This is a genomic window from Micromonospora sp. HUAS YX12 (assembly GCF_040215685.1).
GTDB classification, from domain to species: Bacteria; Actinomycetota; Actinomycetes; order Mycobacteriales; family Micromonosporaceae; genus Micromonospora; species Micromonospora tulbaghiae.
On sequence record NZ_CP157974.1, the window covers coordinates 2,332,837 to 2,345,992 of the forward strand.

General features: G+C 74.4%; 12 protein-coding genes. 7 read left to right on the plus strand and 5 right to left on the minus strand.

The annotated features are described in order from the left end of the window. Nucleotides 1-155: 155 nt before the first annotated feature. Nucleotides 156-1,415, plus strand: a complete 1,260-nt coding sequence (locus ABIH81_RS11395; protein WP_349880248.1) for a hypothetical protein — start codon at nucleotides 156-158, stop codon at nucleotides 1,413-1,415. A gap of 30 nt (nucleotides 1,416-1,445) precedes the next feature. Here the strand turns inward: ABIH81_RS11395 and ABIH81_RS11400 are convergent, their stop codons facing one another. After that, nucleotides 1,446-2,687, minus strand: a complete 1,242-nt coding sequence (locus tag ABIH81_RS11400) for a glutamate-5-semialdehyde dehydrogenase (RefSeq protein WP_349880249.1) — start codon at nucleotides 2,685-2,687, stop codon at nucleotides 1,446-1,448. A gap of 74 nt (nucleotides 2,688-2,761) precedes the next feature. After that, a complete protein-coding gene (gene proB / locus ABIH81_RS11405) occupies nucleotides 2,762-3,919 on the minus strand; it encodes a glutamate 5-kinase (protein ID WP_349880250.1) in 1,158 nt (385 codons plus the stop codon). A gap of 13 nt (nucleotides 3,920-3,932) precedes the next feature. Between proB and ABIH81_RS11410 the strand changes: the two genes are divergently transcribed. Then, the gene (locus ABIH81_RS11410; RefSeq protein WP_349880251.1) at nucleotides 3,933-4,244 is read left to right on the plus strand and encodes an MGMT family protein; all 312 of its coding nucleotides are present in this window, start codon (nucleotides 3,933-3,935) and stop codon (nucleotides 4,242-4,244) included. A 57-nt stretch (nucleotides 4,245-4,301) separates the two neighbouring features. Here ABIH81_RS11410 and ABIH81_RS11415 read toward each other — a convergent pair whose 3' ends face one another. Next, nucleotides 4,302-4,958 carry a nucleotidyl transferase AbiEii/AbiGii toxin family protein gene (locus ABIH81_RS11415; protein WP_349880252.1) on the minus strand — a complete coding sequence of 219 codons (657 nt, stop codon included), beginning with the start codon at nucleotides 4,956-4,958 and terminating at the stop codon, nucleotides 4,302-4,304. After that, nucleotides 4,958-5,314 carry a hypothetical protein gene (locus ABIH81_RS11420; protein ID WP_349880253.1) on the minus strand — a complete coding sequence of 119 codons (357 nt, stop codon included), beginning with the start codon at nucleotides 5,312-5,314 and terminating at the stop codon, nucleotides 4,958-4,960. Before ABIH81_RS11420 ends, ABIH81_RS11415 begins: the two co-directional genes overlap by 1 nt. A 122-nt stretch (nucleotides 5,315-5,436) precedes the next feature. Here ABIH81_RS11420 and ABIH81_RS11425 point away from each other — a divergent pair, with 122 nt between their 5' ends. The 3 genes from ABIH81_RS11425 to ABIH81_RS11435 all read left to right on the plus strand — a co-directional run bounded on the left by ABIH81_RS11425 (nucleotide 5,437) and on the right by ABIH81_RS11435 (nucleotide 10,067). Beyond that, the gene (locus ABIH81_RS11425) at nucleotides 5,437-6,861 is read left to right on the plus strand and encodes an MFS transporter (protein ID WP_349880254.1); all 1,425 of its coding nucleotides are present in this window, start codon (nucleotides 5,437-5,439) and stop codon (nucleotides 6,859-6,861) included. A gap of 44 nt (nucleotides 6,862-6,905) precedes the next feature. Further along, nucleotides 6,906-8,384, plus strand: coding sequence for an aspartate aminotransferase family protein (locus tag ABIH81_RS11430; protein ID WP_349880255.1), 1,479 nt, complete (start codon nucleotides 6,906-6,908; stop codon nucleotides 8,382-8,384). 105 nt (nucleotides 8,385-8,489) lie between these two features. After that, a complete protein-coding gene (locus ABIH81_RS11435) occupies nucleotides 8,490-10,067 on the plus strand; it encodes a D-glucuronyl C5-epimerase family protein (RefSeq protein WP_349880256.1) in 1,578 nt (525 codons plus the stop codon). A gap of 56 nt (nucleotides 10,068-10,123) precedes the next feature. Here ABIH81_RS11435 and ABIH81_RS11440 read toward each other — a convergent pair whose 3' ends face one another. Then, a complete protein-coding gene (locus ABIH81_RS11440) occupies nucleotides 10,124-11,050 on the minus strand; it encodes a hypothetical protein (RefSeq protein ID WP_349880257.1) in 927 nt (308 codons plus the stop codon). A 177-nt stretch (nucleotides 11,051-11,227) separates the two neighbouring features. Between ABIH81_RS11440 and ABIH81_RS11445 the strand changes: the two genes are divergently transcribed. After that, entirely contained in the window at nucleotides 11,228-11,788 is a 561-nt protein-coding gene (locus ABIH81_RS11445; protein WP_091426500.1) for an NADH-quinone oxidoreductase subunit B, read from the plus strand. A gap of 36 nt (nucleotides 11,789-11,824) precedes the next feature. Beyond that, a complete protein-coding gene (locus ABIH81_RS11450; protein WP_349880258.1) occupies nucleotides 11,825-13,141 on the plus strand; it encodes a DUF2252 domain-containing protein in 1,317 nt (438 codons plus the stop codon). The last annotated feature ends 15 nt before the right edge of the window (nucleotides 13,142-13,156 follow it).

A 13,156-nucleotide genomic window follows, 5' to 3' on the forward strand; every position in this document is an offset into this window, starting at 1 on the left:
CCCGGGCGGGCCCATCGCGCTTTCCGTGCCCCCTGGCGTGGGCGAACGCCCGGTCGCGCAACCCACCGGCGGATGCTCTCAAGGGCCGGTGGGCGGTACCGGCCCTGGCCGAGCTACCGAGGCGTAACCTCGGCCGCGCCAGTACCGTCGGTGCCGTGGTCGACTTGGATGCGGCGATCGGATTCGTCGTCGCTCACGGTGACGCGGTGGACCGCGCCCGCCTCTCCCGGCTGCGTTCCGGCGCTCCGGTGCCGCCCGACGTGCTCGACGCCGCCGAGGCCGGGCAGGCGCCGGGCGGTGGCTGGCCCGCCGTCCTCGACGGTGAGGTCGCCTCGGTCGACGCGACCTGCTTCCGCCTGGCCGAGCTGGACGACCTCGGCGCGCTGGGCCGCCCGGCCGCCCGGCACGCCCTGGACTGGCTGGCCGCCCGGCAACTGCCCGACGGCGGGTGGGACGAGGATCCCTCGCTGGCCGGGCTCGCCCCCGAGTGGGCCATCCCGGGCGACCCCGAGGCGCGGCTCTACCAGACCGCCAGCGCCGGGTTCTGGCTCACGGTGGCCGGACTCGACGCCCGGGCCGCCGGGCCGCTCGACCACCGGGTCGGCGGCGCGTACGCCGGTGTGGTGCAGGCGGCGGCGCAGGCGCTGGCCGCGCAGCTCGCCCCGGACGGAAGCTGGCCGTCCTTCCTGCCCGCCGGCTGGCTCGCCGCCGCGGTGCTGCACCGCCAGCAGATGTACTACGAGTCGGCGCGCATCCAGGCGGTGCTGGCCGACCGGGTGCCCCGGATGTCCCCGGCCGACGTGGCCTGGCTGGCCGCCACGCTGCGCCGGGTCGACGTGGGCGAGGAGCAGTGGCTGCTGGTCTCCGCGCGCAGGCGGCTCGCCGAGACCCAGCGCAGCGACGGCGGCTGGGACAGCGACGACGGCCACCAGTTCGACGTGCACACCACGCTGCGGGCGATCCGCGCGTGCCGCCCGAACACGCCCGAGGCCCCGGTGTCCGGAGCGCCGTTCGTGGTGCCGCGGACCGCCGAGATGCCCGCCGTACCGGCCTCGCGCCGGCCGCCGGCCGATCCTCCCGCCGCCGACACGCCGCCCGGCTCGGGCGCCGGGCCGGTCGCCTGGTCCGCGTGGAGCGTCGCGCCCGGTCTGCCGGGCGACACGGCCTCCGACGCGTCGCCGACGGACCTGCCGCCTGTACCTCCACCGCTGGTGCCGCCCGCCGCTCCGGTGTCCCCGGGGCTCCCGCCGCTCGCCGCGCCACCCTCGGCCGGGGAGATGTCGGCGCTGCTGCACACCGGCACCGTCCCGGCCGACCCGCCGCCCGGCGGCCCGACCGCGCTGCCGGGCGGCCCGACCGCGCTGCCGGGCGGCCCGACCGCGACGGCGGGCGACGGCCCACTCCAGATCGCCTGATCGGCGGGAGCCGGACCGGCCGGGTTCGGATCAGCGCAGGTGGCCGTCCCCGGTGACCACGTACTTGGTGCTGGTCAGCTCCGGCAGGCCCATCGGGCCGCGCGCGTGCAGCTTCTGCGTCGAGATGCCGATCTCCGCGCCGAACCCGAACTCGCCGCCGTCGGTGAACCGGGTGGACGCGTTGACCATGATCGCGGCGGCGTCCACCCGGGCCACGAACTCCCGGGCCGCGCGCTGCGAGTCGGTGACGATCGCCTCGGTGTGGCCGGTGCCGTACCGGCGGATGTGCGCGACCGCCGCGTCGAGCGAGTCGACCACGGCGACCGAGATGTCGGCGGAGAGGTACTCGGTGCCGAAGTCCTCCTCGGTGGCCGGCACCACGGCGTCGGAGTGGGCGGCGACAGCGGGCGTGCCGTGCACGGTCACCCCGGCCTCGGCGAACGCGGCCAGCACGGCCGGCAGGAACGCGTCCGCGACGTCGCGGTGCACCAGCAGCGACTCGGCGACGTTGCAGGTGGACAGCCGCTGGGTCTTGGCGTTCAGCGTGATCGCCAGCGCCTTGCCGAGGTCGGCGGCGGCGTCCACGTAGACGTGACAGTTGCCCACCCCGGTCTCGATCACCGGCACCGTCGACTCCTCGACCACGGCGCGGATCAGCGACGCACCACCGCGCGGGATCAGCACGTCGACCAGGCCGCGCGCGCGCATCAGCTCCTTGACCGAGTCGCGCGTGCTGGAGTCGAGCAGCTGCACCGCGTCCGCCGGCAGCCCGGAGCCGGAGACCGCGTCGCGCAGCACCGCGACCAGCGCCGCGTTGGAGTTGGCGGCCGACGAGGAGCCGCGCAGCAGCGCCGCGTTCCCGGACTTCAGGCAGATCCCGGCGGCGTCGACTGTCACGTTCGGCCGGCCCTCGTAGACGATGCCGACCACACCGAACGGCACCCGCACCTGGCGCAGCTCCAGGCCGTTCGGCAGCGTCGAGCCGCGTACCACCTCACCCACCGGGTCGGGCAGCGCGGCCATCTGGCGCAGCGCGTCGGCGATGGCCGCCACCCGGCCCTCGTCGAGCGCGAGCCGGTCCAGCATGGCCGCGGACAGCCCGGCCTGGCGCCCGGCCGCCAGGTCCGCCGCGTTCGCCGCCAGCACCTCCGGGGTACGCGCCACGAGCGCGTCGGCCATCGCGTGCAGCGCGGCGTCCTTGACGGTACGGGTGGCAGTGGCCAGGGCTTCCGCCGCGTCCCGGGCTCGCCGGGCCTGCTCGACGACGCTCATCGTGCGTACTCCTTCGGACGGGGTTCAAGGAGGGGCCCCTTCTTAACAGACGTCTGTTAAGAAGGGCCCCTTCCTTACAGCAGGACCAGGTCGTCGCGGTGGACGACCTCACGTTCGTACGCCGGGCCGAGCGCGGCGGCGAGTTCGGCGGTGGACCGGCCGAGCAGGCCGGGCAGCTCCACCGCGTCGTAGTTGACCAGCCCCCGGGCCACCGGCGCGCCCGCGGTGTCGACCAGGTCCACCGGGTCGCCGGCGGTGAACGCACCGTCGACGGCGGTGATGCCGGCGGGCAGCAGCGACTTGCGGCGGCCGACCACCGCCTGCACCGCGCCCGGGTCGAGGTGCAGCCGGCCGCGGGGGGCGGTGGCGTGCGCCAGCCAGAACAGACGGGCGGCGGGGCGGCGGGTGCTCGGGTGGAAGTACGTGCCGACCGGCTCACCGGCCAGCGCCGGCGCGGCCAGCGGGGCGGCGGTGAGCACCACCGGGATGCCGAAGCCGGTGGCGATCCGGGCCGCCTCGACCTTCGTCACCATGCCGCCGGTGCCCACCCCGGCGCGTCCGGCGCCGCCGACGTCCACCCCCGCGAGGTCGCCCTCGCCGTGCACCTCGATGATCCGGGTGCTGCCGGAGCGGGCCGGGTCGCCGGTCCAGAGCGCGTCGACGTCGGAGAGCAGCACCAACAGGTCGGCGTCGACGAGCGCGGCGACGAGCGCGGCCAGGCGGTCGTTGTCGCCGAACCGGATCTCCTCGGTGGCCACCGTGTCGTTCTCGTTGACGATCGGCACGGCGCGCAGGTCGAGCAGCTTGCGCAGCGTCCGGTACGCGTTGCGGTAGTGCGCCCGCCGGGTCACGTCGTCCACGGTGAGCAGCACCTGCCCGACGGTGCGGCCGTGCCGGGCGAACGCGGCCGCGTACCGGCCGATCAGCAGGCCCTGGCCGACGCTGGCAGCGGCCTGCTGGGTGGCCAGGTCGCGCGGGCGCCGGGGCAGCCGCAGCGGGGCGAGCCCGGCGGCGATCGCGCCGGACGAGACCAGCACCACCTCGCGTCCGGAGGCGGCGAGCCCGCCGAGCGTGTCGACGAGCGCGTCGACCCGGGCGTCGTCGAGGCCGCCGGTCGAGGTGGTCAGCGAGGACGAACCGATCTTGACGACGATCCGCCGGGCCGAGGTGACTGCTTCGCGCACCCGCCCATTCTGCGCGCTGCGGTCGGCGGGGCCGCGGCGCGTTCCCATATCGTGGCAGCTCGTGACACCTGACGAGTACGTCGAGGCGGTACTGGCGCTGGTCGAGCGGATCCCGCCGGGACGGGTGATGTCGTACGGGGCGGTGGCCGACGCGCTGGCCGAGCGCTCGGGGCGGGCGTCGCCGCGGCTGATCGGCTCGATCATGGCGCGGCACGGTGGCGGGGTGCCGTGGCACCGGGTGGTGAACGCGGCGGGCCGGCTGCCGCCGGGTCACGAGCGCAAGGCCCGGGAGCGGCTGCTCGCCGAGGGTTGCCCGTTGCGCGGCGACCGGGTGGACCTGGCGGCGGCGTCCTGGTCGCCGGAGGAGGGGTGACCCGACCGCGTCGGATGCGGCCGGGCGTTCAATCGCGACGGCGCCGAACCGGGCCCGTCATCGCGGCCAGTCCGAGAACGCGCGGCGGAGGTCGCGGATCTGATCCGGGGTGAGGCGGTAGAGCGCGAAGACGGTGTCGGGCAGGCGGTCGAGGCGCTGTAGCGCGTCCTGGAACTCTTCGTCGGTGAGCGCCGGGTCGGCCCGCCGTGCGAGGTCGAGCAGGTCGTTCCTGCTGTAGCGGCCGAGGGAGGCGGCGACGTCGATGTAGTCGCGGGGCTGGGCGCGGGTGACCATGGCGGCGACCTTGGTGCCGATCACGTCGTCCAGGTGCAGCACCGGCCCGACGTCGAGCACTATCGGGCTGACGCTGCGCGCGAAGCGTACGAGCTGCAGCCGCACGGTCCGGTCGTCGCGGCGAACCTCGAACTCGGTCATGTCGTGCTCGAAGCCGTAGAAGACGTCGTCCAGCTCGGTGGGCTCGGCGATGGTATCGACCTGGAAACCGGCATCGAGCAGGGTGGCGCGCACCAGCTCGGCGGCGGCGGTTACCCCACCATCGACATCCGTGAACAGGTCGACGTCCTCGGTGGGGCGGGCGCCGATGCCGTGGGCGATGAGGGCTTGGCCGCCGGCGAGGGCGAAGCCGTGCCGGCCGGCCACGGCGAGCGCGATACGGGCGACCTCGTGCTGGAACGGGTCCGGCGCCGGTGACATCAGGCGGCGACGTCCCGGGCGCGCAGCACGGGGTGGCTCTCTTCCCAGGCGCGGCGGACACCGCGGGGCACGTACAGCTCGGGCCACAGTCGGATGAGGGTGGGGCCGTGCAGCCAGGTGCGCAGCTCGTCGGGATGAACGGCTTCGGTGAGCACTGTCTCGTACATCCAGGCGAGCAGGCCCGGGACGTCGAGGTCGACGTGCCGGTCGGGTTGCCAGAACAGCCGGTGGGGCAGCTCGACGACGCCGGCGACAGGGCCCTGCAACTCGCTCAGCTCGGGGACCACGACCGCACGACGGCCGGGACGGGCCTCGTACGGTGCCCGCGAGCTGCGGACGGATCGGGCCGGGTCCATGCCTACAGCGTAGCCGTGCCGACCTGCGGCTCGCCGCGACTCGCGAGCGACTGTGGCATCGAACAGCCGGCGCCGGAGGAGGGGATGTGACCCGGGCCATAACGTGAGTAGCATTCGGCTCCATGACAGCTTCGGGCCTGCCCCGCCGGGTGCACCTCGGGTACGCGCTGGGTTCCCTGGTCACCGGCGCGTTCGGCACCGTGCCCGGGCTGCTCCTGCTGCCGTACCTCACCGACACGCTCGGCGTCGCCGCCGGGCTGGCCGCGCTGCTGGTGTTGCTGCCGAAGGCGTGGGACGTGCTGGTCAACCCGGTCGCCGGGCGCATCTCCGACCGGACCCGCTCCCGCTGGGGCGCCCGCCGTCCGTACCTGCTCGGTGGCGGGCTGGCGCTCGCCGTGCTGTTCGCCTCGATCTTCGCCGCGCCGTTCGCGAACGGGACGGCCGCCGCCGCGTACGTGGCGCTGGCGTTCCTGGCCACAGCCACCGCGTTCGCGTTCTTCCAGGTGCCGTACGTGGCCATGCCGGCCGAGTTGACCGCCGACCCGGCGGAGCGTACCCGGTTGATGACCTGGCGGATCGCGGTGCTGGCGCTGGCCATCCTGGTCTCCGGCGCGGTGGCCCCGGCGGTGGTGACCGCGGGCGGTGACGGGGTTCCCGGCCACCGGTGGATGGGCCTGTTCGTGGCCGCGCTGATCGTCGCCGGCACCGTCGGCGTGTTCCTCGGCACCCGGTCCGCGCCGACCGGGACGGTGGGGGAGAGCGAGCCGAGCCTGCGCGCGCAGCTCGCTGTCGCCACCGGCAACCGGCCGTTCCGGGTGCTGCTGATCTGCTTCGTGATCCAGTCCGCCGGGGTGGCCACCGTGCTGGCCGGGGTGAAGTATTTCGCCGACCAGGTGCTGCGCGAGCCGGACAGCGGCCCGACGCTGCTGTTCGCCTGCTTCGTCGCGCCCGCGCTGCTGGTCATGCCGCTCTGGTCCCGGGCCGGCGCCCGGCTGGGCAAGCGGGCGTCGCTGGTCGCCGCGTCACTGATCTTCGCGGCGGGAGCGCTGGCCCTGGTCGCCGCGCCCGCTCTGCCCGCCGCCGCGGCCTACGCGGTGGTCGCGGTGATCGGCGTCGGGTACGCCGGTCAGCAGGTCTTCGCGCTGGCCATGCTGCCGGACTGCATCTGGTACGACACCGCGCGCACCGGGCGGCGGCAGGCCGGGGTGTTCACCGGGCTGTGGACCGCAGGGGAGACGTTCGGGCTGGCGCTGGGGCCGGGCATCTACGGGCTGGTGCTCCAGCTCTCCGGCTACGTCTCCTCGTCCACCGGGACCGCCGCCGTCCAGTCGGACACGGCACGGCTCGGCGTGCTGCTCGGCTTCACCGTGCTGCCCGCCCTGCTGGTGGCGATCCCGCTGGTGCTGCTGCGCGGCTACACCCTGACCCCGGCCCAGCTGGCCGCCGCGCCCGGGGCCACCGTGCCCGGGGCCACCGTGTCCGGGGCCACCACATCGGCCGGCGCCGCACCCGAGGCCGACGGCGCCGCGCCGGCCGCGCGGGCGTGAGCACCGCACCGTCCGCCCGGCCCGTCCACGAGAGGAACCACCCGATGACCGACACGGCAGGCGTGGGCGTGCTGCCCGCGCGGGGGATGCCCGCGGCAGACGTGCTCGACGAGATCCGCGCGCTGCGGGCCGCCGACCGTCCGACGCACGGGGGGCGGCTGTTCGCGTACGTCTACGACCCCGGCGTGGCCGGGCTGGACGCGCTGGCGCAGGCCGCGTACGCGGAGAGCGCGCACGTCAACGGCCTCGACCCGACCGCGTTCCCGTCGCTGCTGGCGATGGAGAACGCGCTCGTCGGCGCCGCCGCCCGGCTGCTCGGCGGCGGCCCCGGCACCGGCGCGCCGGACGTGGTCGGCAGCGTCACCGGCGGCGGCACCGAATCGCTGCTGCTCGCCGTCAAGGCGGCCCGGGACGCCCGCCCCGGCCTGACCGAGCCGCGGATCGTGGTGCCGGCGAGCGCGCACGCCGCGTTCGCCAAGGCGGCGCACTACCTGCGGGTCGGGCTCGACACCGTGCCCGTCGACCCGGTGACGCTGCGCCCGGACGTGGCCGCGGTGGCCGCCGCGATCCGCCCGGAGACCGTGCTGGTGGTGGCGTCCGCCCCGTCGTACGCGCACGGGGTGGTCGACCCGGTGACCGAGATCGCCACCGTCGCGCAGGCCGCCGGGGTGCGCTGCCACGTGGACGCCTGCTTCGGCGGCTGGGCGCTGCCCTGGCTGCGCCGGCTCGGCGCGCCGGTGCCGCCGTTCGACTTCGCCGTACCGGGTGTCACCTCGATCTCGGTCGACCTGCACAAGTACGCGTACGCGCCGAAGGGCGTCTCGGTGCTGCTGCACCGCGATCCGGCGCTGCGCGCCCCGCAGTTCTTCGCGTACGCGGACTGGCCGGGGTACACGATGGTCAACCCGGTGATCGCCTCGACCCGGTCCGGCGGGCCGATCGCCGCCGCGTACGCCACACTCCGCCACCTCGGCGCGGACGGCTACCTGCGGCTGGCCGCCGCGACCCGGGACGCGGTCGCCGGGCTGGCCGACGCGGTACGGGCCACCGGCGGACTGCGGCTGATGGCCGAACCGGAGACCACAGTGGTCTGCTTCACCAGTGACGATCCGGGGCTCGACCTGTTCGTGCTCGTCGACGAGCTGACCGCGCGTGGCTGGCACACCCAGCCCCAGCTCACGTACGCCGATCTGCCGGCCAGCGTCCACCTCACGGTGACCGCGGCGGTGGCGCCCCGGGTGGCCGAGTTCGGCCCGGCCCTGGCCGAGGCGGTCGCGGCGGCCCGCGCCGCCGGGCCGGTCGTGCTGCCGCCGGAACTGCTGGCGCTGGCCGGCAGCCTCACGCCGGAGGCGCTCACCCCCGAGCTGGTGGCCGGGCTGGCCGACGGACTCGGCCTGGCCGGCGGCGCCGGTGTGCCGGACCGGATGGCGGTGGTGAACACGCTGCTCGACGCCGCCCCGGCGCGGCTGCGGGAACGGCTGCTCGCCGAGTTCGTCGGGTTGCTCCAGCGCCCGGCCTGGTGACGGGGCACTCGTCCGTTCGGCGGCAAAGTCGGGCGCTTCGGTGCCCGGGGCCCGTGTCCGTACCTGCCTAGCATCAGGGACATCGATGACACGGGGAGTGTTGCCATGATCACCGCTAAGTCTCCACCTGTCCGCCGGTTCGTCGCAGTGGTCGCGGCCGGCGCGATGGTCGGCCTGGCGCCGGCCGGTACCGCCCCGGCCGCGCCACCCGGCCCGGACCGCAGCGCCGACGTGTCCGTCGTGGACCCCGGATGGGCGCCCGACCCGTTGGCCGACGGCGTGCCGCAGCTGCCCTCGCGGGACGTGGCGAAGACCAAGGAACAGCAGCGGCGGGCACGGGCGAGCGGGGTCACCGCCGCCGCCACGTACGCCCGCGACGGGCACCTGCCGAAGCCGCTGCCGCTCGCCGCCCAGCCCACGAACAGCAACCCGGCGCCGCTCGTCGACCGGGGACTGCACGACGCGCAGGGCGTCCGCATGTTCAGCTTCGCCGGGAAGACCTGGAACCACCCGGTCGGCCAGGCGCAGTGGGGCCTGAGCAACCTGGCCGCCTACCGGATCAGCGGCGACAAGCGGTTCCTCGACCGGGCCGTCGCCAACGCCCAGCGCAACATCGACCGCCGGGTCGAGTCGCGGGGCGCCTGGTGGTACCCGTACGACTTCGACCTGAGCCGCTGCGCGGGCCGCCCGCTGCTGCGCGCCCCCTGGTACAGCGGGATGGCACAGGGCGAGATGCTCAGCCTCTTCGTCGGCCTCGCCGAGATCACCGGCGAGGCGAAGTGGCGGACGGCGGCGGACCAGACGTTCCTGAGCCTGACGCTGCCGGTCGTCGCCAACGCGCCCTGGGCGAGCTGGGTCGACCCCAACGGCTACCTGTGGCTGGAGGAGTACCCGGTGACCTTCGGCACCACCGGAGAACGGGTTCTCAACGGGCACATCTTCGCCCTCTACGGCGTGTACGACTACTGGCGGCTCACCGGCGACGAGCGGGCGGTCGCGGTCTTCGACGGCGCGGCGAGCACCGTCCGGCGGTACGTGCCGACCCACTTCCGGGTCACCCGGTGGGCCAGCAAGTACTCGATGGGCTGCGCGCAACCGCACGTGAAGTACCACCAGGTCCACACCGCGCAGAACCTGAAGCTCTACGAGATGACCACCTCGGCCACCTTCGCCACGTACGCGTACCTGCTGCGCTCGGACTACCCGGCGCCCGCCGTCAACGGCGCCGTGTCGTGCGCCGCCGGCACCCACGTCGGCTACACCTTCTCCAGCACCGGGGCCGTCCGGAGCCAGAAGTCGCTCAAGCTCGCCCGGGCCTCCGGCGCCCAGGCGAGCCAGCGGGTCCGCGTGTACGGGCGGGGCATCTACTACCAGATCGCCAACGGCGCGCTCGCCGGTTACCTCGTCCCCGAGGCGTACGGCCAGCGCGTCCTGCTCGGCAAGGCGGTCGAGCACCGTTACAACCCGGCCCGGACGCTCTCCTTCCAGCCGGGCACCTACACCGGGTACGCCTACGACGCGGCGGGCAACGTGACCGGCTCCAAGCGGCTCACGTTCTCGGCCGCCTCGGTCGCGCCGCTGGGTGCCACCGCCTGGGTGAACGGGCAGCTCAGCTACCAGGTCACCGCCGGGGCGTACGTCGGTTACTGGCTGCCCCACACCACCGGACTGGCGTTCACCTGAGCCTGAGCAACGAGTCGGCCCGCCCGGACTCCGGGCGGGCCGCTCTGTCCGGTGGCTCAGTCGGTCGCGCGGATGTCGAACGTCGTGGTGTCGTCCGCCGGGTCGACGTCGGCGACCGGCTCGTTCGCGTAGACGGCCTGCACGGTGAACGAACCGCTGCCCAGCTCACCGGCCGGGGTGCCGGCAGGCGCCCGGAGGACGACGTCGAACGTGCGCTCCTCGCCCGGCATGAACCGGCCGCCGGGGACGTCGAACCAGTCCGGGAAACTGGGCAGGTCCTGCGGGTCGGTGGCCCACACCTCGACCCCGGCGGGCAGGCTCGCCCGCACGTCGAGCCGGAACGACGGGGCGTCGTTGCCGTAACGCACGGTCACCGGCATCCGGCCCAGCAGGGCCCCGTCGGCCCGGCGGGTGAGCGTCACGTCGCCACCGCGGATGGTCAGGTCCGTCTCGGTGGCCTGCCGGTAGACCCGCGGGTTGCGGACGCTGCCCGAGGTGGACCGGAACACGGTCCGGAAGGAGTCCCGGTCCGACACCCGGGTGCCGCCGTCCGGCACCACCGCGACCGAGCCGCCCAGCGCGGTCATCGGGTAGGCGCGCGCGGTCGTCCAGACCTGGAAGTCCAGGCGGAGGGTCACGCTTCCGCCGGCCGCGACCCGGCCGCCGTAGCTCTCGACGACCCGGCGGTTCTGCTCCATCCCCACCGTGAACCAGGGCGAGCCGTTGTCGAGGCCGATGAAGGAGCCACCGGCCGGCTCGGTGATGCGCAGGCCGGCGGTGGCGTCGGCCCGGCCCCGGTTGCTGATCGTCGTGGTCAGCGTCCCGACGTACCCCTTGTCGGTCGGCGTCAGTACCAGCGTCCCGGTGTCGACGGTCAGGCGCGCCGCGGTGCCGCCGGCCGCGGCGGCGGGCGCGGCCGGCGCGAACAGCGCCGCCGCCCCGGCGAGCAGCGCGGCGGCCACTCGGGTGGTCCGTGTGGTCATGACAGGTCCTCCGTGATCCCCGTGGTGGGCGGCGGTGGCTCCGTCCGCCCGACAGTGGTGACACACGCCGGCACCGGGCGCCGTTGCCCGGGTGCCCTGTCGGGGGTACGACACCGGAACGCGGTCGCGGGCGCTGTGGTTGACTGGCACCTCGGAGTTCTGCGAGGGAGGCCAGAGATGCAGGTGCCGGCCGTGCTCGGCGAGCCGATCCGGTTCGTGCTGAACTGGGGCCGCCGCTACTCGCTCTGGGTCTTCAACTTCGGCCTGGCCTGCTGCGCCATCGAGTTCATCGCGACCAGCATGGGCCGGCACGACTTCATGCGGCTCGGCGTGATCCCGTTCGCCCACGGGCCCCGGCAGGCCGACCTGATGGTGGTCAGCGGCACCGTCACCGACAAGATGGCCCCGGCGGTCAAGCGGCTCTACGACCAGATGCCCGAGCCGAAGTACGTGATCTCGTTCGGCGCCTGCTCCAACTGCGGCGGCCCGTACTGGGACTCCTACTCGGTGACGAAGGGCGTCGACCAGCTCATCCCTGTCGACGTGTACGTGCCCGGCTGCCCGCCCCGCCCGGAGGCGCTGCTGCACGGCATCCTCCGCCTCCAGGAGAAGATCGCCGCCGAGCAGTCGGGCGTCGGTGGCGTGCCCCGCCCCGACGCGCTCGCCTCGCCGGCGGACGCGGTGGCGCGGCCGGTCGAGGCGCTCACCGCACCCCCGGTACGTCCGCCGGTCGGCTGAACCGCCAGGTGGCGGCGCGGGGCTAGCCTGCGGCTCATGACCGACCTCGCGGAGGAGCGCTCCGCATTCATCATCGACGTGCTGACCGAGGAGTTCGGCGCGTCCATGGCGACCGACCCGGCGGCGTTCCGCCGCAAGTTCCGCAAGATGGCGGCGTCACCGTTCGCCTTCTACCGGGGCAGCGCCGCGCTGTTCTACGCCGACCAGCGCGGCGACTTCGGCAGCGACCGGTTCCTCGACGAGCGGACCAGCCGGGTGTGGATCCACGGTGACCTGCACGCCGAGAACTTCGGCACCTACATGAACGCCTCCGGGCAGCTCGTGTTCAACGTCAACGACTTCGACGAGGCGTACGTCGGGCCGTTCACCTGGGATCTGAAGCGCTTCGCCGCCAGCGTGGCGCTGCTCGGCTACGCCAAGGCGCTCTCCGACCGGGTGATCGGCGAGCTGGTGACCGGTTTCGCCCGGTCGTACCTGGCCGAACTGCGGGCCATCGCCGCGGGCGGGGACGACGCGATCGGCTCGATCACGCTCGACAACGCCGACGGCGTGCTGCGCCGGGTGCTCCAGCAGGCGCGGCTCAACACCCGGGTGGACCTGCTCGCCGCGCAGACCACGATCGACAACTACGAGCGCCGGTTCTCCCTCGGCGACGGCGTGCACGAGATCGCCGACGCCACGCGGGAGAAGGTCTGCGCGGCGTTCGCCGACTACCTGCACACGCTGCCGGACTCGACCACCCGGAAGCGCCCGGTCGCCGCGGCCATCAAGGACGTGGTGCTGCGCAAGGGCGTCGGCATCGGGTCGGCCGGGCTGCCGTCGTACAACCTGCTGCTGGAGGGGCACACCCAGGCGCTGGAGAACGACGTCGTCATCTACATGAAGCAGGCGCAGGTGCCGGCCGTGGCGCGGTACATCGACGACGAGCGCGTCCGGTCGTACTTCCGGCACCAGGGGCACCGCACCGCCGAGTCGCAGCGCGCGTTGCAGGCGCACGCCGACCCGTGGCTGGGCTTCACCGAGCTGGACGGCGTCGGGCAGCTCGTGGCCGAGGTGTCCCCGTACGCGGCGGACCTGGACTGGGCCGACGTGAACGAGCCGGAGGAACTCGCAGGCGTGCTCACCGACCTGGGCCGGGCGGTGGCCCGGATGCACTCGGTCGCCGACGACGAGTCCAGCCACGACCTGGTCGACTACTCCACCGAGGAGGCGATCGTCGCGGTCGTCGACGCCGGCCCGGAGGCGTTCGTCGACTACCTGGTCGACTTCGGGCACCGGTACGGGATCCGGGCGCGCGAGGACCACCAGCTCTTCGTGGACCTGTTCCGCAACGGCCGCCTACCCGGCATCTGAGAGGGCCGGGCGCCG